This is a genomic window from Streptomyces zaehneri, assembly GCF_032248645.1.
Lineage (GTDB): Bacteria > Actinomycetota > Actinomycetes > Streptomycetales > Streptomycetaceae > Streptomyces > Streptomyces coriariae.
On the sequence record NZ_JASTTJ010000027.1, the window covers coordinates 55,570 to 77,262 of the forward strand.

Consider the following 21,693-nt stretch of genomic DNA (forward strand, 5'->3'; position numbering starts at 1 on the left):
CCGTTACAGCCGTATCCGGCCGTATAGCTGGATGCGTACGGTCCGCAAGCACTCACGATACGTGCCGGAGGCAACTCGCAAAGAGGGGATGCCAGATCTCACGCCCGAACACGGCTGCTCGGCGGCCGCTACTTCTTGGGCGTGAACGTCTCCGTCAACGTCGTCCAGGTGGTCTGCCGCAGGTCGGTACCCCAGGCGGCGGACTTCGCCGTGTACATCAGCGCGTACCCGAGGCCGTCGTTCACGACGAACCCGCGGTCGATGGTGCGGTACGCCGTCCCGCCGTCCGTGTAGGTGAACTCCCAGTCGGCCGTGTTCCAGCCGCGGTAGTCCACCGCCGCTATTCGGATCTTCTTGTACTGAGAGCGCGTCATATAGCGCTCCTGGTTCTTCCAGTCGGCTACGGGATCGCCCTTGGGCGTGGTCGTCCAGGCGACGAGCAGCTTCTGTCCGTCGGGCCCGGTGAAACGGTCGCCCGCGGAGTCCGAGGACCGGTACTTCCACCCCGTGGGCAGCCCGATCGAGTACCCCTGGCCGCCCTTGTGCGTCGTCGTCCTGCTGTCCCCGGACGCGGAGACGCCGGATCCGGCGCCCCCGGCCGCGGAGGTGTCGCCGGACGCGGAACCGGAGGACGCGGCGGACTCCGAGGACGGCGAGCCGTCCGTACGGGTCCCGCTGGCCTCGTCCTCCTTGGTGTCCGCGCTCGTGCTCGCGCTCGCACTGGCCACCGACCGGGAACCGCTGCCGCCCTTCGCGCCGCCGGCGGTGTCGTCGCCACCGCCGAGGGTGAGAGCCAGCACGGTACCGAGCACCGCGAGCGCCACGACGACGGCGATGATCACCAGCGTCCGCTTGGGCACCACATCGGTCAGCGGCGCCCTGGGCACGGACCGCGGCGGCAGATCCGGCGGCGTCATCACGGGCCACCCGGAACTCCGCCCGGCACCCCCGCCATTACCCCCGGAACCAGCACCAGCACCCGCGCCGCTGCCTGCACCCGAACCGGTACCGGAACGCGCCGCCGGTACGGACGGCGAGGCCTGCGCCGCACCGGACACCGGCCCGGACGCCGGCCTGGACGCCGAAGCCGGCGCCGATCCCGTCGTGGCCCGGGAGACCGGGGCCGCGGGCGCGGCGGCGGACGGAGCGGCGGCGGAAGCGGTGGCCCCGGTACCCCGGCCCGCACCACCCTGCTGCGCACCGCCCTGCCGTGCGTCGCTCTGCCGCGTCTCGGGCGCACCCACGGAACCGGAAGCACTCGTGCCGTTCGCCGACTTGGCGCGAGCCGCGGCCGCCGAGGTCGCGGCGCCCGCCGCGACGGCGGCCTTGCGCACGGAGCGGAACGCGCCGCGCAGCTTCTCGCCCGCCTCGGCGCCCGCCGAACTCCCCCTGCCTCCGGCGGCGTCCGGCAGCATCGGCAAGGGCACGACCTTCGTCGCGTCCGCAGGCTCGGCGTGCCGTGGCTCGGGCGCGTGCAGCACCGCGTTGAACATCGCCCGCGCACCGGCGTCGTCGAGCCGCCGCGCGGGATCCTTGGTGAGCAGGCCGTAGATGACGTCCTTCAGCGGACCCGCGTTCTTCGGCTCCTCCAGCTGCTCGGTCATCACCGCGGTGAGCGTGGCGATCGCCGAACCCTTGTCGTACGGGGGCGAGCCCTCGACCGCCGCGTACAGCAGACCGCCGAGCGACCACAGGTCGGCCGCCGGGCCCGGCTTGTGACCGCGGGCCCGCTCCGGGGAGATGTACGACGGCGCGCCCACGAGCATTCCGGTGGAGGTGATCGACGGGTCGCCCTCGACCTGCGCGATACCGAAGTCGGTGAGCACGACCCGGCCGTCCTCGGCGATCAGCACGTTCGACGGCTTCACGTCACGGTGCAGGATGCCTTCGCGGTGCGCCGAACGCAGCACGTCGAGGATGGCCAGCCCGACCTCCGCCGCACGCTTCGGCTCCAGCACGCCGTCCTCGCGGATGGCCTCGGCGAGCGACTTGCCCTCGACGAGTTCCATCACGATCCACGGCCGGTCGTCCTCCTCGACCACGTCGAAGACCGTCACCGCGCTGTTGTTGCGGATCCGCGCGATGGCCTTGGCTTCGCGCAGCGTCCGCGTGATCAGCCGGCGCTTCTCGTCCTCGTCGATGTTCCCCGGGAACCGCAGCTCCTTGACGGCGACCGTGCGTCCGAGGGTCTCGTCCTCGGCGCGCCACACCGTCCCCATGCCGCCGCGGCCGAGTACGTCTCCCAGCCGGTACCGCCCGGCGAGGAGACGTGCGCTCTTGTCCTGACGGGATGCTCCCGCCCGCTCCGCCTCCGACATGCGTCCCCTCATGCAACCCGCCCTGACAGAGCCTCCATTGTCCCTCACCCGACAAGTGCCCGACGCCCAGGGTGCCCCTCATCTGCTCCCGGCCGCACTCAGGAGCGGTGCATTCCGGCCAGAAGGTGCAGCACGCTCCGGCCACGGAGCCCCCACGAGCCCCTTTCGTCGGTCGGGGACCGGATGAAGCGAGGCACGACCGGCCCTGGATGATGAGCCTGCCGGGAGAGAAGAGTGGAAGGGAGGAGCCGTGATGCGACCGCTTCGCAGCATGGTGGCCGTACCCGTGGCCCTCACACTCCTCGGCCTGTTCACGACCGGCTCACAGGCGAACCCCGTTCCCCCCACGGACTCCCTCCTCCCGCTGCTCCTCAGCCGGGGCAAGGCGCCCGCCGCCGCCCTGCTGGCCCGTGAGGAGAGCGGCACCCGCTACGCGGAGGCGGGCCCAGGCGTCTCCCGGTCCGACCACTTCCGGGCCGGCAGTATCACGAAGACCTTCCTCGCGACCGTCGTGCTCCAACTGGCCGCCGAGCACCGGCTGTCGCTGTCCGACACGGTGGAGTCGCACCTGCCGGGCCTGGTGCGCGGGGCAGGCAACGACGGGCGCGCGCTGACCCTGCGTTCCCTGCTCACCCACACCAGTGGCCTGTACGACTTCACCCGGGACACCGAGGGCACCGTCCCCGTCCTCCCGCTGCAAGCCGTCCGTATCGCTGTCACCCACCCTCCTGCCGACCGCGGCCGCTTCGCCTACTCCAACACCAACTACGTCCTGCTCGGCCTGGTGGTCGAGCAGGTCACCGGCCGTTCGTACGCCACGGAGGCGGAGCGGCGGATCATCGCTCCCCTACGTCTGACGGGCACCTCCTTCCCAGGCTCCCGCACCTCTCTGCCCTCCCCGCACGGTCGCGCCTACGACCCGGACGGAACCGACGTCACCGGACTCGACCCGCGGGTGGCCGGGGCCGCGGGCGAACTGGTGACCACGCTCACCGACCTGGACCGCTTCTACGCGGCGCTGCTCGGCGGCGAACTTCTGCCCCCGCGCCGGCTGCGCGAGATGCTCGACACCCGTACCGCACACGGCTCGTACGGCATGGGCCTGTTCCCCGCGAAGCTCCCGTGCGGCGTCACGGTGTGGGGGCACAACGGCCGGATCTCCGGCAGCTACGTGCGCACCGCGGCCACCGTCGACGGTCGGCGTGTCCTCACGTTCCGGGTGAACACGACGGCGATCGCAGACCCCGCCCTCGAACCGGCCCTGCTCGCCGCCGAGTTCTGCCCTCGCAATACGTAGAACGAGCCGATCCCGAACGGAGATCCCGGATCGCGACACCCGTTCGAGTGAAACGACCACGCGAAAGCCGAACCCGGCCGGGCAGGACTCGGTCAGGGCCCGGACGGGGACCAGGCCGGACCTCGACAGGAACCAGCCCGGACCCGGACAGGAACCAGCCCGGACCCGAGCAGTCAAGGCAAGGCAGCGGAACGTCAGAGCTGCACGATGTCCGGTGCTCCCAGGCGTGCCGCGTCGGCCGTCAGGTCGTCGGGTTGGCGCTGGGACTCGCGCTCGGCCTCCACCCGCTTCTCGTAGTGCTGGACCTCGCGCTCGATGTGGTCCTTGTCCCAGCCGAGGACGGGCGCCATCAGCTCGGCGGCCTCGCGGGCGCTGCGCGTGCCGCGGTCGAAGGTCTCGATGGAGATGCGGGTACGGCGCGTCAGGACGTCGTCCAGGTGCCGTGCCCCCTCGTGCGAGGCGGCATAGACGATCTCGGCGCGCAGATAGTCGTCGGCGGCCTGGAGCGGCTCGCCCAGCGTCGGGTCAGCGGCGATGAGGTCCAGCAACTCCTCCGCCATCGCCCCGAAGCGGTTCAGCAGATGCTCCACCCGCACCACGTGCAGCCCGGTCCGCGCGGCGATTCGCGCCCGCGCGTTCCACAGGGCCCGGTAGCCTTCCGCGCCTATCAGCGGCACGTCCTCCGTGACACAGTCGGCGACCCGTTGGTCGAGCCCGCGCACCGCCTCGTCGACGGCGTCCTTCGCCATCACCCGGTACGTCGTGTACTTGCCGCCCGCCACGACCACCAGTCCCGGCACCGGATGCGCGACGGTGTGCTCCCGCGACAGCTTGCTGGTGGCGTCGGACTCGCCGGCCAGCAGCGGCCGCAGCCCGGCGTACACGCCCTCGACGTCGTCGCGGGTCAGCGGCACCCGCAGGACCGAGTTCACATGCTCCAGCAGATAGTCGATGTCCGCGCTGGAGGCGGCCGGGTGGGCCTTGTCGAGGTCCCAGTCGGTGTCGGTGGTGCCGATGATCCAGTGCCGGCCCCACGGGATGACGAACAGCACGGACTTCTCGGTGCGCAGGATCAGACCGGTGGACGAACTGATCCGGTCCCTCGGCACGACGAGATGGATGCCCTTGGACGCGCGGACGTGGAACTGCCCGCGCTCCCCCACCATCGCCTGGGTGTCGTCGGTCCACACACCCGTGGCGTTGACGACCTGCCGGGCGCGGATCTCGTACTCCCCGCCGCCCTCGACGTCCTGAACCCGCGCGCCGACGACACGTTCACCCTCGCGGAGGAAACCCTTCACCCGCGCGCGGTTGGCCGCCTTGGCCCCGTAGGCCACGGCCGTGCGTACGAGGGTGGCGACGAAGCGGGCGTCGTCCATCTGGGCGTCGTAGTACTGCAACGCGCCGACCAGCGCGTCCTTCTTCAAGGCGGGGGCGACCCGCAGGGCATGACCGCGGGTCAGGTGGCGGTGCGTCGGCAGGCCCCTGCCGTGCCCGCGGGCCATGGACATCGCGTCGTAGAGCGCGACGCCCGAACCGGCGTACAGCCGTTCCCAGCCCTTGTGCTGGAGCGGGTACAGGAAGGGCACGGGCTTCACGAGGTGCGGAGCGAGCCGCTCCAGCAGCAGCCCGCGCTCCTTCAGCGCCTCCCGTACGAGCGCGAAGTCGAGCATCTCCAGATAGCGCAGGCCACCGTGGATCAGCTTGCTCGACCGGCTCGACGTGCCCGACGCCCAGTCGCGCGCCTCGACCAGCCCCGTGGACAGGCCGCGCGTCACGGCGTCCAGGGCGGTGCCCGCGCCGACCACACCGGCTCCCACCACCAGCACGTCCAGCTCCCGCTCGGCCATGGCTGCCAGTGACTCGGCTCGCTGTGCCGGCCCCAGTGTCGCTGTCCTCACCACTGCCTCCCGCTGTAGGTCGCGCCGGCCGCACCCTCAGGGCGAGATCCGGTTCGTATCCCTCATGCCCAAATTCTGACCTTGATGCCCGGCTTCAGCCACCAGTCGCCCCCAGCCTGTGGACAACTCTCACGGAACCCGAACCGGCCTTCCGGAGAACACGGCGGAGAACACGGCGCAGAACGCAGCGGACGACACGGCCGGTCACAGCCGGTCGGCACACCGCCCGAGCGGGCCGGTCGACACAACCGGCCAACACAGTCGATCAATCCCGCATAACGGTCATATTTACTCCTAGTCTGACATTGCGCTCGTCCACTCTGTCCACCGGGCTTGCGCACCTGTCCCACCTCGGTTACTGGGAAGGACGGCATACGCCATGCCCGCAGATCTCGCCGTCATCGGACTCGGCCCGTTCGGCCTGCCCCTGGCCCAGGCCGCCGTGGCCGCCGGAATCCCCACCATCGGCTACCGCACCGGCCCCGAGGCCGGCTCCCTCAGCCCCGCCGAACTGCGCCGGATGCTCTCGGGAGGCTTCCGGCCCGCCACCAACCCCGCAGAGCTGGGCCGGGTACGCACCGCCGTCATCTGCGCCCCCACCCCGCGCGACGCGGACGGCGGACTCGATCTGAGCCAGCTGGAGACGGCCGCCCGCACCCTCGCCGGACACCTGCGCCCGCACACCACCGTGATCCTCGAGTCGCCCGTGTACCCCGGGGCCACGGAGGAGTTCCTGCGGCCGCTGCTGGAGGAGACCTCCGGCCTTCGCGCGGGGCGCGACTTCCACCTCGCCTACTCCCCCAGCCGGGTCGACCCCGGCAGCCGCGCCTTCAACCCGGCCAACACCCCGAAGGTCATCGGGGGCCTCACCCCCGCCTGCACCGAGTCCGCCGCCGCCTTCTACAGCCGTCTCACCGACAAGGTGGTACGCGCGCGTGGCCTGCGGGAGGCCGAGACCGTGCAGCTCCTGGAGACCAACTTCCGGCACGTCAACATCGCCCTCGTCAACGAGATGGCCGTCCTCTGCCACGACCTGGGCGTCGACCTCTGGGACGTCGTCCGCTGCGCGGAGACCAAGCCCTTCGGCTTCGAGACCTTCCGCCCCGGCCCCGGCGTCGGCGGCCACTCCGTCCCCCTGGACCGCACCGGCCACCCCGGCAGCCCGCTGCGCATGGTCGAACTGGCCCAGCAGGTCAACAGCCGCATGCCCCGTTACGTCGTCCAGCGTGCCGCCGCCCTCCTCAACGAGCACGGCAAGTCGGCCCGGGGCGCACGCGTGCTGCTGCTCGGCGTCACCTACAAGCCCGACCTCGCCGACCAGCAGAACACCCCCGCGCGCGAGATCGCGATCCGCCTGATGGAGCTCGGCGCCGCCGTCAGCTACAACGACCCGCACGTCCCGTCCTGGAACGTCCTGGACCGCCCCGTGCCGCGCGCCGACTCCCTCTACGAGGCCGCCGCCGACGCCGACCTCACGATCCTCCTCCAGCAGCACCGGACGTACGACCTCCAGGGCCTGTCGGTGAAGGCACAGCTGCTGCTGGACACGCGGGGTGCCACCCCTACGGGGGCGGCGCACCGGTTGTGAGACGGGGCGCACGTGACCGCCCCGGGCTCCGGGGGCTGGTGGCGTGCGCCACGGCCCGCCGGTACCGTACGGAACAGGCGGAGCCACCGCAGCCGGTAACTGCGGCAGGCTCCAGGATGGATCATGGAGTGTCCGCCCCTAATGTGTCTGGGGGCGGCCGCTCGCCATCCGAAAACAGGCGGAGCCCACCGCAGTGGCCACTGCGGCAGGCTCCAGGATGGGTCACGGAGTGTCCGCCCCTACTGTGTTTGGGGGCGGCCGCTCACCATCCGAAAAGGCGCAAGATCCACCTCCTCCGGCACTGCACCGTCCGAAGACGGAGTCGGTCCCAGCGGGTGGGCTTGCGGTGACGTCCCATGGGCGCCCCCTTCCACGACGCCGCCATGACCCGGTGAACGGCACGTTCAGGAACTCGGGCCGGGCCCCGAGGGCCGGGGTCCGGAACCATGTCCTTGGAAGGGGGCACCCCACACAACTGGGGCGCCGACCCGCACGCTACCGCCAGCGACCCCCCTGACCAGCCCATTTCCGCCCTGAACGCAACTGAGCGCCCCCACCTCACGCCACACGCCCTGGTCCGTCAGGGCACGTGGAGGAGGCAAGCGAAAGGGGCCGGCCCCCCTCACCCGAGTGAGTTGACCGGCCCCTGCCGACGTCCTACGGAAAAGCGCCTACCGTCGGTGCACCGAGTCCGCGACCGTCACCTCGACGCGCTGGAACTCCTTGAGCTCGCTGTAGCCGGTGGTGGCCATGGCGCGGCGCAGGGCGCCGAAGAGGTTCATCGAGCCGTCGGGCGTGTGCGAGGGGCCCGTGAGGACCTCCTCGATGGTGCCGACCGTGCCGAGGTCGACCTTCTGCCCGCGCGGCAGCTCCTCGTTGACCGCCTCCATGCCCCAGTGGTGACCGCGGCCCGGCGCGTCGGTAGCGCGCGCGAGCGGCGAGCCCATCATCACCGAGTCGGCGCCGCAGGCGATCGCCTTGGCCAGGTCGCCGGACCAGCCGACGCCGCCGTCCGCGATCACGTGCACGTACCGGCCGCCGGACTCGTCCATGTAGTCGCGGCGGGCCGCCGCCACGTCCGCGACCGCCGTCGCCATCGGGACCTGGATGCCCAGCACGTTGCGCGTGGTGTGCGCCGCGCCGCCGCCGAAGCCGACCAGGACGCCCGCCGCGCCCGTGCGCATCAGGTGCAGGGCCGCCGTGTAGGTGGCGCAGCCGCCGACGATCACCGGCACGTCGAGCTCGTAGATGAACTGCTTCAGGTTCAGCGGCTCGTGCGAACCGGAGACGTGCTCCGCCGACACGGTCGTACCGCGGATGACGAAGATGTCCACACCCGCGTCCACGACGGCCTTGGAGAACTGGGCCGTGCGCTGCGGGGAGAGCGCGGCCGCGGTGACCACGCCCGAGTCGCGCACCTCCTTGATGCGCTGCCCGATCAGCTCCTCCTTGATGGGGGCCGCGTAGATCTCCTGGAGGCGGCGGGTCGCGGTCTCCGCGTCCAGCTCGACGATCTCGTCGAGCAGCGGCTGCGGGTCCTCGTGCCGGGTCCACAGGCCCTCGAGGTTGAGGACGCCGAGGCCGCCCAGCTCGCCGATGCGGATGGCGGTGGCCGGGGAGACGACCGAGTCCATGGGGGCGGCCAGGAAGGGCAGCTCGAATCGGTAGGCGTCGATCTGCCAGGCGATCGAGACCTCCTTCGGGTCCCGCGTACGGCGGCTGGGGACGACGGCGATGTCGTCGAAGGCGTACGCCCGGCGGCCGCGCTTGCCGCGCCCGATCTCGATCTCAGTCACGTGTGTGGCCTTTCCCTGATGCGTTGCAGCGTCTTCCAGTATCGCCGACGGGTACGACAAGGGCGGCCCCGGAGTCCTGGGGGCCGCCCTCGGTACGCCTTACGAACGCTTCACGCGCGCGTGGGGGTCACTTGCGGCTGTAGTTCGGCGCCTCGACCGTCATCTGGATGTCGTGCGGGTGGCTCTCCTTCAGGCCCGCGGACGTGATCCGGACGAAGCGGCCGTTGTCCTGGAGCTCGGGCACGGTCCGGCCGCCGACGTAGAACATGGACTGGCGCAGACCGCCGACCAGCTGGTGGACGACGGAGGACAGCGGACCGCGGTAGGGCACCTGGCCCTCGATGCCCTCCGGGATCAGCTGCTCGTCGGAGGCGACGCCCTCCTGGAAGTAGCGGTCCTTGGAGAACGACTTGCGCTCGCCGCGGGTCTGCATGGCGCCCAGGGAGCCCATGCCGCGGTACGACTTGAACTGCTTGCCGTTGATGAACAGCAGCTCGCCCGGCGACTCCTCGCAGCCCGCGAGCAGCGAACCCAGCATCACCGTGTCCGCGCCCGCGACCAGGGCCTTGGCGATGTCGCCGGAGTACTGGAGGCCGCCGTCGCCGATGACCGGGACACCGGCCTCCTTGGCTGCGAGCGCGGCCTCGTAGATGGCCGTGACCTGCGGAACGCCGATGCCGGCGACCACGCGGGTCGTACAGATGGAGCCCGGACCGACGCCGACCTTGATGGCGTCGGCGCCCGCGTCCACCAGGGCCTGGGCTCCGTCGCGGGTGGCGATGTTGCCGCCGATGACGTCCACCCGCGTGTGGTTCGACTTGATCTTGGCGATCATGTCGCCGACGAGCCGCGAGTGGCCATGGGCGGTGTCCACGACGATGAAGTCGACACCGCGCTCGATCAGGGCCTGGGCCCGCTCGAAGGAGTCACCGGCGACGCCGACCGCGGCGCCGACCAGCAGACGGCCCTCGGCGTCCTTCGCGGCGTTCGGGTACTTCTCCGCCTTGACGAAGTCCTTGACCGTGATGAGGCCCTTGAGGACCCCCTCGTCGTCGACCAGCGGAAGCTTCTCGATCTTGTGCTTGCGCAGCAGCTCCATGGCCTCGACACCGGAGATGCCTACCTTGCCGGTGACCAGCGGCATCGGCGTCATGACCTCGTGCACACGGCGCGTACGGTCGGTCTCGAAGGCCATGTCGCGGTTGGTGACGATGCCGAGCAGCCGCTTGTTGCCGTCGGTGACCGGGACGCCGCTGATGCGGAACTTGCCGCACAGCGCGTCGGCCTCGGCGAGCGTGGCCTCCGGGTGGATGGTGATCGGGTCGGTCACCATGCCGGACTCGGAGCGCTTGACGAGGTCGACCTGGTTGGCCTGGTCCTCGATGGAGAGGTTGCGGTGCAGAACACCGACGCCGCCCTGACGGGCCATCGCGATCGCCATGCGCGATTCGGTGACCTTGTCCATGGCGGCGGACAGCAGCGGGATGTTCACCCGCACGTTCTTGGAGACGTACGAGGCGGTGTCGATCTCGTCGGGAGCCATGTCCGACGAGCCCGGCAGCAGCAGCACGTCGTCGTAGGTCAGCCCGAGGGTCGCGAATTTTCCGGGCACTCCGTCGACGTTGGCAGTCATGACACCTTCCCCAAATGGCCTTGATCGGTGCGGATGTCCATGCTAACGGGAAGCGCACCTCCCGAATTCCACGGTCGAGCGTGACTCCGGGCTTCGTATGTTCGTACGGAAACGGTCGGCGCCCTGTTCATCGACGCCTGTCCCGAAGGGGCTGTTACGGACTGCTACTGCTCGGCGAGCGCCCGCAGTCTGCTCAGTGCCCGGTGCTGGGCCACGCGGACCGCCCCGGGTGACATTCCCAACATCTGGCCGGTCTCCTCGGCGGTGAGACCCACGGCGATGCGCAGCAGGAGCAGCTCCCGCTGGTTCTCCGGCAGGTTGGCCATGAGCTTCTTGGCCCACTCGGCATCACTGCTGAGCAGGGCGCGCTCCTCGGGGCCGAGCGAGTCGTCCGGCCGCTCGGGCATCTCGTCGGAGGGGACCGCCGTCGAGCCCGGGTGACGCATCGCGGCGCGCTGGAGGTCGGCGACCTTGTGCGCGGCGATGGCGAAGACGAAGGCCTCGAAGGGCCTGCCGGTGTCCCGGTAGCGGGGCAGCGCGAGGAGAACCGCGACACAGACCTCCTGGGCGAGGTCCTCCACGAAGTGGCGCGCGTCGCCGGGCAGCCGGGACAGCCGGGTTCGGCAGTAGCGCAGCGCCAGCGGGTGGACATGAGCCAGCAGGTCGTGGGTGGCCTGCTCGTCGCCGTCCACGGCGCGATGGACGAGCGACCCGATCGTCCCCACGGCAGTGACCGCCTCGTCATCGCGCATCGGTCCATGGTGCACTGCGGCCGGACCGGCCGCGGCACCGTGCCCGTCGTTGTGCACCGAAGCGTTATGAGCAGGTGCGCCGGAACTCATCCCCTGCGCCCTCCCCTCCCGCTCGACCGACTCGTCCCCGAGGAACTCCACACCTCAAGGATGCGGCATCCGCGGCGAAACGAGCAGCGGGCACCCGGCGAGAGCCTGTGCCGCCCCCGTCCGCCATGCGGTGGGAGGGGTCCTCGTCCGACCTCCGCACCGCGTCTGAGCAGGGAGGTTCACCCATGACCCCGCTCTCCTCACTGAATGACGGATGTCACCCGAACCCGGTCGGATCTGCCGGACGGCCGGGGGCCGCCCCGCCTCGAACGGTCCAGGCCCCGTCCCGCTCCGGACAGGTCCGGACCCGCACGGGCGGGCGGGCGGCGGGGACGGGAAGGCGGGGACGCGGCCTAACGGACCAGTCCCCACCGGAAGCCGAGCGCCACCGCGTGCGCGCGGTCCGAGGCGCCGAGCTTCTTGAAGAGCCGCCGGGCGTGCGTCTTGACGGTGTCCTCGGAGAGGAACAGCTCACGGCCGATCTCCGCGTTGGAGCGGCCGTGGCTCATGCCCTCGAGGACCTGGATCTCACGCGCGGTGAGTGTGGGCGCGGCGCCCATCTCGGCCGAGCGCAGCCGACGCGGGGCGAGCCGCCAGGTCGGGTCGGCCAGCGCCTGCGTGACGGTAGCCCGCAGTTCCGCGCGCGAGGCGTCCTTGTGCAGATAGCCACGGGCGCCGGCGGCCACCGCGAGGGCGACGCCGTCGAGGTCCTCCGCGACGGTCAGCATGATGATGCGTGCTCCAGGGTCGGCGGACAGAAGCCGCCGCACGGTCTCGACGCCGCCCAGTCCGGGCATGCGTACGTCCATCAGAATCAGGTCCGAGCGGTCGGCACCCCAGCGGCGGAGGACTTCCTCGCCGTTGGCCGCCGTCGTCACGCGCTCGACGCCGGGCACGGTCGCGACCGCGCGGCGGAGCGCCTCTCGGGCAAGCGGGGAGTCGTCGCAGACGAGGACGGAAGTCATGGCCGCCCTCCGCAGCTGATGCGCGTCACCTTGTGCCTCCAGGCTGTTACGAATCGTCACCTGTGCGGTCGACCGTCTCGGACGCCTGCCCGAGCGTTTGTGTTTTCAACCGCCACCGCACTCTCAACGACGGTCACTCGAAAGAGTTACGGGGCTGCATGCATTCTTCGGCACTCTACGTGAGGGGGCGGATACAGAGGAGGCAACCACACGGACCCTCAAGCTTTCATCACAAGCCATGCCCCATTCGGCCCTATTTCTTCCCTTTTACTGGTGTCTGAGGCTAGATTCGCAATGAGTCATATTTTCATCTCCTTAGATCGTAGTTGTACGGTCGTGGGCACCGTATCCGCTCTGAACGGCTACAAGGGGTCACGCAATGGCAGATTTCTCCCGCCTTCCCGGACCGAACGCGGACCTGTGGGACTGGCAGCTCCTGGCCGCCTGCCGCGGGGTGGACAGTTCGCTCTTCTTCCATCCGGAGGGTGAGCGCGGGGCGGCTCGGAGCGCTCGAGAGAACTCGGCCAAGGAGGTCTGCATGAGGTGCCCCGTCCGCGCGCAGTGCGCGGCGCACGCGCTGGCGGTACGCGAGCCGTACGGCGTGTGGGGCGGGTTGACCGAGGACGAGCGCGAGGAGCTGATGGGCCGGGCGCGCAATCGCCTGGTGTCGGCGTCGTCGGGCGCGAGAGACGCCTCCTCGAACACATGAAGGAACGTTTCTGCAAAGCGCTGTGAAGCGGCGGTTCCCAAAACGGCGGGCACACGTGTGTGCCCGCCTTTTTCAGCTGCCGTCAGCCGAGGCGCGCCGCTGCCCGCCCGAGCTGCTCGAGCGTGGCCGACACCGCAGGCACCTGGGCCAGGTCGGGCAGGGTGAGCGCGACGATCTCCCGCCGCACCGCCGGTTCCAGGGTCACCGCGCGGGCGCCACGCGGCCGGACGGACTCGATCGCGAGCTGGGGCAGCACGGCGACGCCGAGGCCGGCGCCCACCAGGCCGACCACCGCCGGATAGTCGTCGGTCGCGAAGTCGATGCGGGGCGTGAAGCCGGCGCTCTCGCACACCTGGACCAACTGACCGCGGCAGCGCGGACAGCCCGCGATCCACGGCTCGGCGGCGAGGTCGCCGATGGCGACGGACCCCGAGGGCCCCGTGCGCGCCAGGCGGTGCCTTTCGGGGACGAGGGCGACCAGCCGGTCCGTCAGCAGCGGCCGTACGACCAGGTCGTCCCATTCGCCTTCGCCTGCCGGCTCGGCGTCGCCCGTGCCCGTCGCGCGTTCATAGCGGAAGGCGAGGGCGATGTCGCAGTCGCCCTCGCGGAGCAGCTCGACCGACTTCGGCGGCTCGGCCTCCTCAAGGGACACCCGGGTGCCGGGGTGAGCCGCGCGCAGGGCGGCGAGCGCGGTGGGGACGAGGGTGGAGCTGCCGCTGGGGAACGACACCAGACGGACCCGGCCGGCGCGCAGCCCCGCGATGGCGGCGACCTCCTCCTCGGCGGCGGTAAGCCCGGACAGGATGCCGGCCGCGTGCCGGACGAGGGCCTCGCCCGCCTGGGTCAGGCGCATCTCGCGTCCGCTGCGGATCAGCAGGGGTGTGCCGACGGACGCCTCCAGCGCCTTCATCTGCTGGCTGACCGCCGGCTGGGTACAGCCCAGTTCACGCCCGGCCGCCGAGAAGGACCCGGTGGCGGCCACGGCACGCAGGACGCGGAGATGACGGGCCTCGATCATTCACCGAGCATAAGCGAGCCTTGGACAGCTGCGCGAATAATGCGTCGACACTTTGACCTCCGGGCTCGTACCGTGCCGCCATGAGGCTTCTGTCTGTCAATGTGGGCCGCCCGAAGGCCGTGCCGTACACCGACCAGCCGCAGGGCCTGACCGGGATCGACAAGCGGCCGGTCGAGGGACCCGTGCGGGTCGCTCCCCCCGGCCCCAAGGGGGTCGGGGGGAGCGGACTGGCCGGGGACACCGTGTGCCACCTGCGCCACCACGGCGGCGACGACCAGGCGGTGTACGCCGTCGCCCGCGAGGACCTCGACGACTGGGAACGCGAGCTGGGGCGCACGCTGGCCGACGGCGCGTTCGGCGAGAACCTCACCACCACGGGTCTCGACGTCTCCGGCGCGCGGATCGGCGAGCGCTGGCGGATCGGCCCCGAGGTGGTGCTGGAGGTGACGTCCGGGCGGATACCGTGCCGCACCTTCCAGGGCCACGTGGGCGAGAAGCGGTGGGTGCGGCGGTTCACCGAGAAGGCGGCCACGGGCGCCTATCTGCGGGTCGTCGTGCCGGGTGAGATCCGCGCGGGGGATCCGGTGCGGATCGTCCACCTGCCGGAGCACGAGGTGACGGCCAGGATGCAGTTCCAGGCCGCCACCACCCACCGGGAACTGCTGCCCCGGCTGCTCGCGGCGGGCGAGGCGCTCCACTCGGAGTCGCTGGCGGCGGCCCGGGAGTACGTGGCGAAGTACGGGGACGGGGGCGGGGACGGGGACGGGGCGGGGTCCTAGTCCGGGTTCGGGTCCGGGTTCCGGTCCAGGTCCGGGGCGACGGCCGCGGTCAGGATCCACAGTGCCGCAGGTCGACCATCGGATAGGTGGTCGGGTACAGGTTGGAGACAGGTCCTGGACAGGCTCAGAGGTGGATCCGGGGACAAGTCCGTTGACGGTGAAGGGTGCTGAGTCGGCATCAGCCGAGCCGGTTTCACGGGGCGGGGCGCGGCACGGCGTGCGCGGGCGTGCGCACGGAGTCTTCACCTTCGGGAGGCCGCGTGCAGGGAACGGACGCCGGTACTCCGGGTCACTAATCTTCTGCCATGACAACGGCTCTGATTACGGGTTCGACCGCGGGCATCGGTGCCGCGTTCGCGCGCAGACTGGCGGCGGACGGGCATGATCTCGTCCTCGTGGCACGGGACATCAAGCGGCTGCGCGAGCAGGCGACCGAGTTGCACGACCGGCACGGCATCGAGGCGGAGGTGCTCACCGCCGACCTCGCCACGGACGAGGGCATCGAGGCGGTGGCCGCCCGGCTCGGTGACCGCAAGAACCCCGTCGACCTGCTGATCAACAACGCCGGCTTCGGCAACAAGGGCCGCTATCTCGACGTGTCCATGGCCGATGAGCTGAAGATGCTCAAGGTGCACTGCGAGGCGGTGCTGCGGCTGACGTCCGCTGCGACGGCGGCGATGCGCGAGCGCGGGCGCGGGGGTGTCGTCAACGTGGCCTCGGTGGCGGCCTTCGTGCCGCGCGGGACGTACGGGGCGTCCAAGGCCTGGGTCGTGCAGTTCACCCAGGGCGCGGCGAAGGACCTGGCGGGCAGCGGGGTGCGGCTGATGGCGCTGTGCCCGGGGTTCGTGCGCACGGAGTTCCATGAGCGGGCCGGGATGGGCACGGACAACATTCCGGGCTGGATGTGGCTGGACGCGGACAAGCTGGTCGCGGCGGCGCTGCACGATCTGGCGCGCGGGAAGTCGCTGTCCATCCCCGACCCGCGCTACAAGGCGCTGATGGGCCTGGTGAAGGTGACGCCCCGCTCGTTGCTGGGCGGGATCAGTTCGAGGACGGGCCGGAAGTACGGGCCGCAGTAGCGGGCCCGGCGGTGGGCGGGTGGCGTCGGCGCTCCGGTGGGAAAATAGGCGTGACAGGGGCCGGACCCAGGGGGGCCGGAGGCGGCGTCATGACGTTCGTACAGCTCATCGACTGCAAGACCAGCCGGTTCGACGAGATGGACCGGCTGATGGACACCTGGGTCGAACAGACCCGGGGCAAGCGGACCGCGTCGCACGCGGTGGTCGGCAAGGACCGCTCGGACGCCTCGCACTTCATCGAGATCGTGGAGTTCCCTTCGTACGAGGAGGCGATGCGGAACTCGAACCTTCCGGAGACCGACAAGGTCTTCCGGGAGCTGGTGGCCCTGTGCGACGAGATGCCGACCTTCACGGATCTCGATGTCGTACGGGACGAGCAGTTGTACGCCGGGACGGCGCGGCGGTTCTTCGAGGCGATCGGCGCCCGCGGCGAACTGCCGCCGCTCGACGGCCTGCTGGCCGAGGAGTATCACGACCACGATCCCGCCAACGAGCAGGACACCATGGGGATGGACGCGATGCGCCGGGAGGTCGAGATGTGGCGGGGCGGGTTCGACTTCGACTTCTCCCTCGACGACCAGATCGAGCAGGGTGACCGCGTGTGCAACCGGTGGACCTGGAGCGGCACCCACAAGGGCGACTTCATGGGGATCCCGGCCACCGGCAAGCAGGTCGGCATGACCGGCACGACCGTCTTCCGGTGCCGGGACGACGGGAAGATCGTCGAGGCCTGGTGGCAGTACGACCGGCTGGGACTGATGGAACAGCTGGGGGCGCTGGACGCGCTGGAGGCCTGAATCCGGGTCGAAAGGGCCGCCCGCGAAGGGACGAGCCCGCGTTCCGCAATGGAGCGAGGACGTCCTCGGGCACTCCTCGCCTCAGTGGGCGGCTGCCCCTCACGGGCTGAACGGGCTGATCGTCGTAGGAGCCGACCAGGGTTTCGGGCCGGCCATCAGGGGCTCTGAGCGCTGCGCACAGATGCTGGGCATGAGCCGGCCCACCGCCTCCGGAAACCGGCAGGCGGCCGTCGAGCAGTCGGCCGGACTGTCGTGCCTCGCGCGGGTGCGCGAAGAAAGCTGGCGGCGATCCTGGCTGACCGGGTCGGGAAACTCGGCGCGGCGTTTTCGGCCGACGGTCCGGGGACGGGCTGCGCCTCGGCGGTGGCGACACCGGGCGAGCGGGGCGACATGGTGGTCGCCGACTGCCGTGGTGTGCGACGACGTGTGAGAGCTCCCTCACCGGAACGGGGATCTCTCACACGTCGTCGAGCAGCGGAACCTTCGGCACATCTCTACGGGGCAGGGGGCAACTCCCAGTGAAAGGCGCCCATACCAGCCACCGCTGCGATCAGCCACAGCAGCAGCGCCAGGGACACGTGGAGCTGCAGATGGCGCCCCGCCTTGACGACCAATCCAGCACGGTCGAGCCGGAAGTCCCAGGTCGACGGCTCGCCACCGGGCTCACCGATGCCGTTCCCGCCCATCTCCTGTGCGGCCATGTCACGGTCCTCTCATCGCGTTCTCCGCCGGACGCTACACTCTACCTAGGTCATAAACAACCTAAGTAGAGATAGCTCGGGATTGAGGGGCGTGGACTATCTAGGTCATGCACAAGTTAGGTAGAGTTAGGGTTATGAGTGGACTCCGAATGACCATGCAGACCCAGCTGGTCCTCAAGGAGCTGCTCCAGAACCCGACTCAGCCCCAGTACGGGCTGACAGTCGGCCAGGCGGTGGGGCTGCAGAGTGGAACCATCCATCCCATCCTGGCCCGGCTCGAGCGCGCGGGAATACTGGAGAGCTCCTGGGAGGACCCCGACGATCACGCCGCAGCCAATCCCCCACGCCCGCGGCGCCGGTACTACAGATTCACCACGGACGGAGCCGAGCAAGCCCGGCTGGCCCTGGCCCGCGCCTACAAGAGCAAGCCCTCATCAGGAACCAACAATGCGGCCACACCCATCACGGACTTCTGATCGGACTCCACACCCATGGCCACCGCTCTAGCCGCCGCCATCGTGTCGCTCTCGGCGACCCTGCTCGTCCTGCTGGCGCTCCTGATGCTGTTCCGGAAGCGTGGCGAATCAGTGACCCAGGTGGTGAACACCTTGATCGGTCTACTGCCCACAGCACTGAGCAGCTTCTTCACTCGAGTGGGCAAGCTGGCCATTCGCTTCTCGACACCGCATCACACCGCCCGGCCGAACCGCCGAGACACCCGAGTCGGCGTCAGGCTGCGCTTCATCGGGACGCTGCTTCCGAGAGGTGACGAATGGCGTCTGGAGGAGATGATGAACCACCGGAACGTACTGCGACAACAGCACGGGCGCATACCCAGATTCCACTACCTGCGCCTTCTTCTGGGAGTGTGCACGATCCGATGGGAGACGTGGACGGATCCCGAGAGGCGGGTCGACTGAGATCGCGGAAGACGGCAGAGCCACTGTGCGAGGCAGGGCCCCCACCAGACGTGGGGGCCCTGACGCATGCCGGGCACACTCCTACCCAGCAAAAGGCCGTGGCACGTCTCGACGACGCCGAAGCGGATGGAGCGCTCAAGGCGCCGGCGCGAGGGCGAGCAGTTCTCCGGGCTCCGCCATGGGGCTGTCGGCCTGCGCATCCGACAGGACGGCGTCCTTTGCGAGAGCCGCGTCGCCGACACACGCCGAGTGAGCCCCGTCAGCGCGGCCGAGAACACGCCATGACGGCGAGTGCGTCGTGCACCCCGCCGCACAGCGGGAACACGCTCCGGCTCGACGACCGGATCACCGCCGAGCCGACCGGGCCGGTCGGCTTCCACCCCGGCACCTGGGCCGAGAGCACCCCCGCCCCGTCCTCCCCACAGCCCCCAGGCACCTCATCACCTGCATGAACATGTCATTCAGCTACTAGCTCATGGCCTTTGGCATAATGGATAGAGTCGAACGCCACAAGTTTTCAGAGCATGGCAGAAGAAGTTCAGGGTACGTGGACCACGGAAGGAGCGGCGATGACACCCTCTGTTGATCCCAGTCTCAGTCGACGCAAGTTGCGCATCGCGCTGCGCGAAGCGCGGGAGGCGGTCGGCTTGACGCAGCGTGAGGCGGCCGAGCGAGTCGAATGGTCGCAGTCGAAGCTGATCCGGGTGGAGACAGGCGCGGTCAGCGTTTCCGTCAGTGACCTGCGTGCGCTCATGGAGGTCTACCGGATCACCGACCGCGCGGTGACCGCGGAGTTGGAGGAAGCGGCCCGGCGAAGCAAAGGCCCCAGCTGGTGGTCCACCTTCCACGACGTCCTCAACCCTCAGTTCGCTCAGTACCTGGGTTACGAGACCGCGGCGGTCCGCCTGCACACGTACCACCCCATCGTGGTGCCGGGGCACCTGCAGACCCGCAGGTACGCGGAGGCGCTCCTCGCCCCTCGCGGCCTCGACGCCGACCGGGTCAGCCGCGTGGTCCAGCTGAGGATGGAGCGCCAGACGCGGATGTTCGGTGCCGCAGGGCGGCTCAGCTCCGTGTTCGTCCTCGACGAGGCCGCCGTGCGACGCGAGATCGGCGGGAAGGAGGTCCTGGCCGAGCAGCTCCAGCAGTTGCTGGACTTCGGCGCCCGCAGCGATGTGACGATCCGTGTGCTGCCCTTCGCCGCCGGCGCGCACTACAGCACCCTGGGCAGCTTCGTCCTTCTCGGTTTCACCGACGACAAGGATCTGCTGTACCTCGAACACGCCGCCGGCAGCATGACGGGGGGCGAGGACGTGGAGCTGCTGAAGCGCTACCAGAAGTGCTACCAGGACATCGGGGAGTTGGCGCTCGGTGAGTCCGAGTCACTCAGCCTGATCGACCGCGTCAAGCAGGACCTCGGCGTGGGTTAGACCCGCAACACCAACCGCCAGTGGTGGACCAGGGGGAGGATCGACGTGGCCAGGTCAGCGTGGCAGCTCCTGCGTGAGCTGACGCTCGCTTACGGACGAGAGGCGGACCGTACTGGTTCCACCGACGAGGAACCCGAAGGGCAGAACCTCGAAGGAGCCGTCCCGACGGAGGACCCCGCCGAGGAAGAAGAACCGCACGCACAACGGAAGTCCGATGACGCCGCCTTCGTCGGTTGCTGCTTCGTGCTCGCCCTGCCGCTCATATCAGGCATCATCCTCGTGAGCCAGGCTCTGCTCGGACACCTGAAGCTCCCCTGGGGAAGCGTCTTCACGTTGACGCTCGGCCTGGTGACCGCGATATGTCTGACCGCCGTCGCCTGGTGGGCAGGCAGGACCTTGCGGCGGCGAATGAGGCGCCCTACTGAGGGGAGCCCGCGCGCGGGACATACGGAAGACGATCAGAATTCGGTGGGGATGCCGTGACGGATTGAGTTCCGCGCCACAGACCCGCGCTCACCGACACAGTCAGGAGCACGACCCCCCACAGGACCCGCTTGGCCAGTACGCTCTCCACAAGCAGGGATGCGGCGGCGGCTGTCGTCGTGGCTACCGCTCCGACGGTGAGCAGGAAGACCGCGACGCCGCCTACGGCGGTGACCCGGGAAGGACCCCCCTGCCCCCGGCGCGGCACTGCAGACCTTTCGGTGTCCATAACGGCCCCACACCTCCTGCCGACGGCCTGTAAGAAGAAAGTCATCAGTCTTTCAGCTCCCCCTGTGACAGAGCCCGAAGAAAGCCCTCCCAGGCGACGGCGGTGAAGTACAGCACGGTCGTGACACGTGTCTTGGAGTCGCGAGCGAGGACAAGTCCCGCCTGCTCGGCTATCTCCACACACTCAGTCTCGTTGCCGCAAGCGCTGCTCCTGCGCCATAAGGGTTCCCCCTCATGAACCACCGCAGTCCCCCCGATCCCCCGAGCTGCATGAATGGTGCCCTTCGAGCGTAGTGGACGGTTGTGCACTACCGCAGGCGAGTACCCAAAAACCCCTGGGCGAACATTCGCCCATAGTGTTCGAGCAGGCACAAAGAGCTACAACCTCTCCAGGTTAGGCGAACCTGCTCTCCACACGCCATACGAGATCCAGCCCAATGACCGCGGGGTCAACCGGCACTGCCGCCTCACTACCCAGCGGCTACCGGCGGCCATCCGCCCGGCCTCTGTGAATACGCCGAACGCGGTATCGGCGTCACATGCCCCCTCATGACACGTACGCCCGCACGCCTGCATCCGCCAGCGGTGACAGTGCGTGCGGGTCCGGCTGCCCGTGCAGCCGCAGCAGGCCAGGAAGGCCTCCGTGTCCCCCGTGGCAAGGAGGTCGGCACCAAGGTCGCCCCGGGCGAGGATGCGGATGCGCTGGCGTTCGGTCGTGGTGCCCAAGCCGTCCAACTGGGCGCGGAGCAGACCCGTCAGTAGGTCGCGTCGGCGGAGAGTGAGGGCGTCGACGGCGCTGTCGGAGGTGGGGGCGTCGAGGATGTCGAGGACCTCCTGGGCGGTCGCCTTCCTCGCCTCCGGCTTGCCGGTGCGGCTGTCGGGCCGGGCGGACCATCGGTGGACCCGCCCTCGGCTGTCCCGCAGGACGGCGGTGACGGTGAAGCTCCTGAGGTGTTCCGCTCCGGGATGCAGATCCTTCCGTAGGGCCCAGGTGAGGGGCCGACAGGATCGGGCGGTGGGCCGTGGGCCTGTGCGCATGACGCGTACTTCAGGGACAACCCGTCGACATGCACGACAAGTTGATGCGGCTCACCGCTCGCCGACTCGCCGCAGGGCGTCCGCCCACCGCCGACCCACGTCCCGCGCGCCCGGCCCAACGACGGCACCCCCGTCCATCGCCCGTCGTACTGCCCGCGCTACCTCCCCCGA

At 69.9% G+C, this 21,693-nt stretch carries 19 protein-coding genes; 10 read left to right on the forward strand and 9 right to left on the reverse strand.

The window, feature by feature from the left end:
- Positions 1-128: 128 nt before the first annotated feature.
- Positions 129-2,318 (reverse strand): serine/threonine-protein kinase, encoded by a 2,190-nt coding sequence (locus QQM72_RS34045; RefSeq protein WP_314224694.1) that lies wholly within the window; start codon positions 2,316-2,318, stop codon positions 129-131.
- Between the two features lie 253 nt (positions 2,319-2,571).
- Here QQM72_RS34045 and QQM72_RS34050 point away from each other — a divergent pair, with 253 nt between their 5' ends.
- Entirely contained in the window at positions 2,572-3,615 is a 1,044-nt protein-coding gene (locus tag QQM72_RS34050) for a serine hydrolase domain-containing protein (protein WP_314224695.1), read from the forward strand.
- A gap of 194 nt (positions 3,616-3,809) precedes the next feature.
- On the opposite strand, the gene QQM72_RS34055 is transcribed toward QQM72_RS34050, so the two are convergent.
- Entirely contained in the window at positions 3,810-5,516 is a 1,707-nt protein-coding gene (locus QQM72_RS34055; protein ID WP_314224696.1) for a glycerol-3-phosphate dehydrogenase/oxidase, read from the reverse strand.
- A gap of 379 nt (positions 5,517-5,895) precedes the next feature.
- Here QQM72_RS34055 and QQM72_RS34060 point away from each other — a divergent pair, with 379 nt between their 5' ends.
- Positions 5,896-7,104, forward strand: coding sequence for a nucleotide sugar dehydrogenase (locus QQM72_RS34060; protein WP_054242381.1), 1,209 nt, complete (start codon positions 5,896-5,898; stop codon positions 7,102-7,104).
- Positions 7,105-7,775: 671 nt separating this feature from the next.
- Here the strand turns inward: QQM72_RS34060 and QQM72_RS34065 are convergent.
- The 4 genes from QQM72_RS34065 to QQM72_RS34080 all read right to left on the reverse strand — a co-directional run bounded on the left by QQM72_RS34065 (position 7,776) and on the right by QQM72_RS34080 (position 12,340).
- Complete coding sequence (locus tag QQM72_RS34065; protein ID WP_020132149.1) at positions 7,776-8,900, reverse strand: GuaB3 family IMP dehydrogenase-related protein; 1,125 nt, start codon at positions 8,898-8,900, stop codon at positions 7,776-7,778.
- A gap of 127 nt (positions 8,901-9,027) precedes the next feature.
- The gene (gene guaB, locus QQM72_RS34070; RefSeq protein WP_314224697.1) at positions 9,028-10,533 is read right to left on the reverse strand and encodes an IMP dehydrogenase; all 1,506 of its coding nucleotides are present in this window, start codon (positions 10,531-10,533) and stop codon (positions 9,028-9,030) included.
- 164 nt (positions 10,534-10,697) lie between these two features.
- Positions 10,698-11,285 carry a sigma-70 family RNA polymerase sigma factor gene (locus QQM72_RS34075; protein WP_028807228.1) on the reverse strand — a complete coding sequence of 196 codons (588 nt, stop codon included), beginning with the start codon at positions 11,283-11,285 and terminating at the stop codon, positions 10,698-10,700.
- Positions 11,286-11,728: 443 nt separating this feature from the next.
- Positions 11,729-12,340 carry a response regulator transcription factor gene (locus QQM72_RS34080; RefSeq protein WP_003948568.1) on the reverse strand — a complete coding sequence of 204 codons (612 nt, stop codon included), beginning with the start codon at positions 12,338-12,340 and terminating at the stop codon, positions 11,729-11,731.
- 379 nt (positions 12,341-12,719) lie between these two features.
- Between QQM72_RS34080 and QQM72_RS34085 the strand changes: the two genes are divergently transcribed.
- Positions 12,720-13,049, forward strand: coding sequence for a WhiB family transcriptional regulator (locus QQM72_RS34085; protein WP_020132152.1), 330 nt, complete (start codon positions 12,720-12,722; stop codon positions 13,047-13,049).
- 82 nt (positions 13,050-13,131) lie between these two features.
- On the opposite strand, the gene QQM72_RS34090 is transcribed toward QQM72_RS34085, so the two are convergent.
- On the reverse strand, positions 13,132-14,067 hold the full coding sequence (locus QQM72_RS34090; protein WP_314224698.1) for a LysR family transcriptional regulator: 936 nt from the start codon (positions 14,065-14,067) through the stop codon (positions 13,132-13,134).
- Positions 14,068-14,147: 80 nt separating this feature from the next.
- Here QQM72_RS34090 and QQM72_RS34095 point away from each other — a divergent pair, with 80 nt between their 5' ends.
- The 3 genes from QQM72_RS34095 (at position 14,148) to QQM72_RS34105 (ending at position 16,722) form a co-directional block, all read left to right on the forward strand.
- Complete coding sequence (locus QQM72_RS34095; RefSeq protein ID WP_314224699.1) at positions 14,148-14,846, forward strand: MOSC domain-containing protein; 699 nt, start codon at positions 14,148-14,150, stop codon at positions 14,844-14,846.
- 305 nt (positions 14,847-15,151) lie between these two features.
- Positions 15,152-15,925: an SDR family NAD(P)-dependent oxidoreductase gene (locus tag QQM72_RS34100; protein WP_314224700.1), complete on the forward strand. Its 774-nt coding sequence runs from the start codon at positions 15,152-15,154 to the stop codon at positions 15,923-15,925.
- Between the two features lie 89 nt (positions 15,926-16,014).
- The gene (locus QQM72_RS34105; protein WP_314224701.1) at positions 16,015-16,722 is read left to right on the forward strand and encodes an ester cyclase; all 708 of its coding nucleotides are present in this window, start codon (positions 16,015-16,017) and stop codon (positions 16,720-16,722) included.
- Between the two features lie 494 nt (positions 16,723-17,216).
- Here QQM72_RS34105 and QQM72_RS34110 read toward each other — a convergent pair whose 3' ends face one another.
- Positions 17,217-17,423, reverse strand: a complete 207-nt coding sequence (locus QQM72_RS34110; protein WP_314224702.1) for a hypothetical protein — start codon at positions 17,421-17,423, stop codon at positions 17,217-17,219.
- Between the two features lie 134 nt (positions 17,424-17,557).
- On the opposite strand from QQM72_RS34110, the gene QQM72_RS34115 reads away from it, so the two are divergent.
- The 4 genes from QQM72_RS34115 (at position 17,558) to QQM72_RS34130 (ending at position 20,256) form a co-directional block, all read left to right on the forward strand.
- Positions 17,558-17,899, forward strand: a complete 342-nt coding sequence (locus QQM72_RS34115) for a PadR family transcriptional regulator (RefSeq protein ID WP_314224703.1) — start codon at positions 17,558-17,560, stop codon at positions 17,897-17,899.
- A gap of 15 nt (positions 17,900-17,914) precedes the next feature.
- Positions 17,915-18,343 carry a hypothetical protein gene (locus QQM72_RS34120; protein WP_314224704.1) on the forward strand — a complete coding sequence of 143 codons (429 nt, stop codon included), beginning with the start codon at positions 17,915-17,917 and terminating at the stop codon, positions 18,341-18,343.
- 569 nt (positions 18,344-18,912) lie between these two features.
- The gene (locus QQM72_RS34125) at positions 18,913-19,773 is read left to right on the forward strand and encodes a helix-turn-helix domain-containing protein (RefSeq protein ID WP_314224705.1); all 861 of its coding nucleotides are present in this window, start codon (positions 18,913-18,915) and stop codon (positions 19,771-19,773) included.
- Positions 19,774-19,818: 45 nt separating this feature from the next.
- Positions 19,819-20,256 carry a hypothetical protein gene (locus QQM72_RS34130; protein WP_314224706.1) on the forward strand — a complete coding sequence of 146 codons (438 nt, stop codon included), beginning with the start codon at positions 19,819-19,821 and terminating at the stop codon, positions 20,254-20,256.
- 273 nt (positions 20,257-20,529) lie between these two features.
- Here the strand turns inward: QQM72_RS34130 and QQM72_RS34135 are convergent, their stop codons facing one another.
- Entirely contained in the window at positions 20,530-20,856 is a 327-nt protein-coding gene (locus QQM72_RS34135) for a DUF397 domain-containing protein (protein ID WP_314224707.1), read from the reverse strand.
- Positions 20,857-21,693: the final 837 nt, after the last annotated feature.

Bases quoted from the DNA above. Each gene is read 5' to 3' on its own strand.
- guaB (WP_314224697.1), bottom strand. From the start codon at position 10,533: ATGACTGCCAACGTCGACGGAGTGCCCGGAAAATTCGCGACCCTCGGG.
- QQM72_RS34045 (WP_314224694.1), bottom strand. From the start codon at position 2,318: ATGTCGGAGGCGGAGCGGGCGGGAGCATCCCGTCAGGACAAGAGCGCA.
- QQM72_RS34095 (WP_314224699.1), top strand. From the start codon at position 14,148: ATGAGGCTTCTGTCTGTCAATGTGGGCCGCCCGAAGGCCGTGCCGTAC.
- QQM72_RS34060 (WP_054242381.1), top strand. From the start codon at position 5,896: ATGCCCGCAGATCTCGCCGTCATCGGACTCGGCCCGTTCGGCCTGCCC.
- QQM72_RS34110 (WP_314224702.1), bottom strand. From the start codon at position 17,423: ATGGCCGCACAGGAGATGGGCGGGAACGGCATCGGTGAGCCCGGTGGC.
- QQM72_RS34115 (WP_314224703.1), top strand. From the start codon at position 17,558: ATGAGTGGACTCCGAATGACCATGCAGACCCAGCTGGTCCTCAAGGAG.
- QQM72_RS34120 (WP_314224704.1), top strand. From the start codon at position 17,915: ATGGCCACCGCTCTAGCCGCCGCCATCGTGTCGCTCTCGGCGACCCTG.
- QQM72_RS34075 (WP_028807228.1), bottom strand. From the start codon at position 11,285: ATGCGCGATGACGAGGCGGTCACTGCCGTGGGGACGATCGGGTCGCTC.
- QQM72_RS34085 (WP_020132152.1), top strand. From the start codon at position 12,720: ATGGCAGATTTCTCCCGCCTTCCCGGACCGAACGCGGACCTGTGGGAC.
- QQM72_RS34125 (WP_314224705.1), top strand. From the start codon at position 18,913: ATGACACCCTCTGTTGATCCCAGTCTCAGTCGACGCAAGTTGCGCATC.
- QQM72_RS34105 (WP_314224701.1), top strand. From the start codon at position 16,015: ATGACGTTCGTACAGCTCATCGACTGCAAGACCAGCCGGTTCGACGAG.
- QQM72_RS34050 (WP_314224695.1), top strand. From the start codon at position 2,572: ATGCGACCGCTTCGCAGCATGGTGGCCGTACCCGTGGCCCTCACACTC.
- QQM72_RS34100 (WP_314224700.1), top strand. From the start codon at position 15,152: ATGACAACGGCTCTGATTACGGGTTCGACCGCGGGCATCGGTGCCGCG.
- QQM72_RS34090 (WP_314224698.1), bottom strand. From the start codon at position 14,067: ATGATCGAGGCCCGTCATCTCCGCGTCCTGCGTGCCGTGGCCGCCACC.
- QQM72_RS34080 (WP_003948568.1), bottom strand. From the start codon at position 12,340: ATGACTTCCGTCCTCGTCTGCGACGACTCCCCGCTTGCCCGAGAGGCG.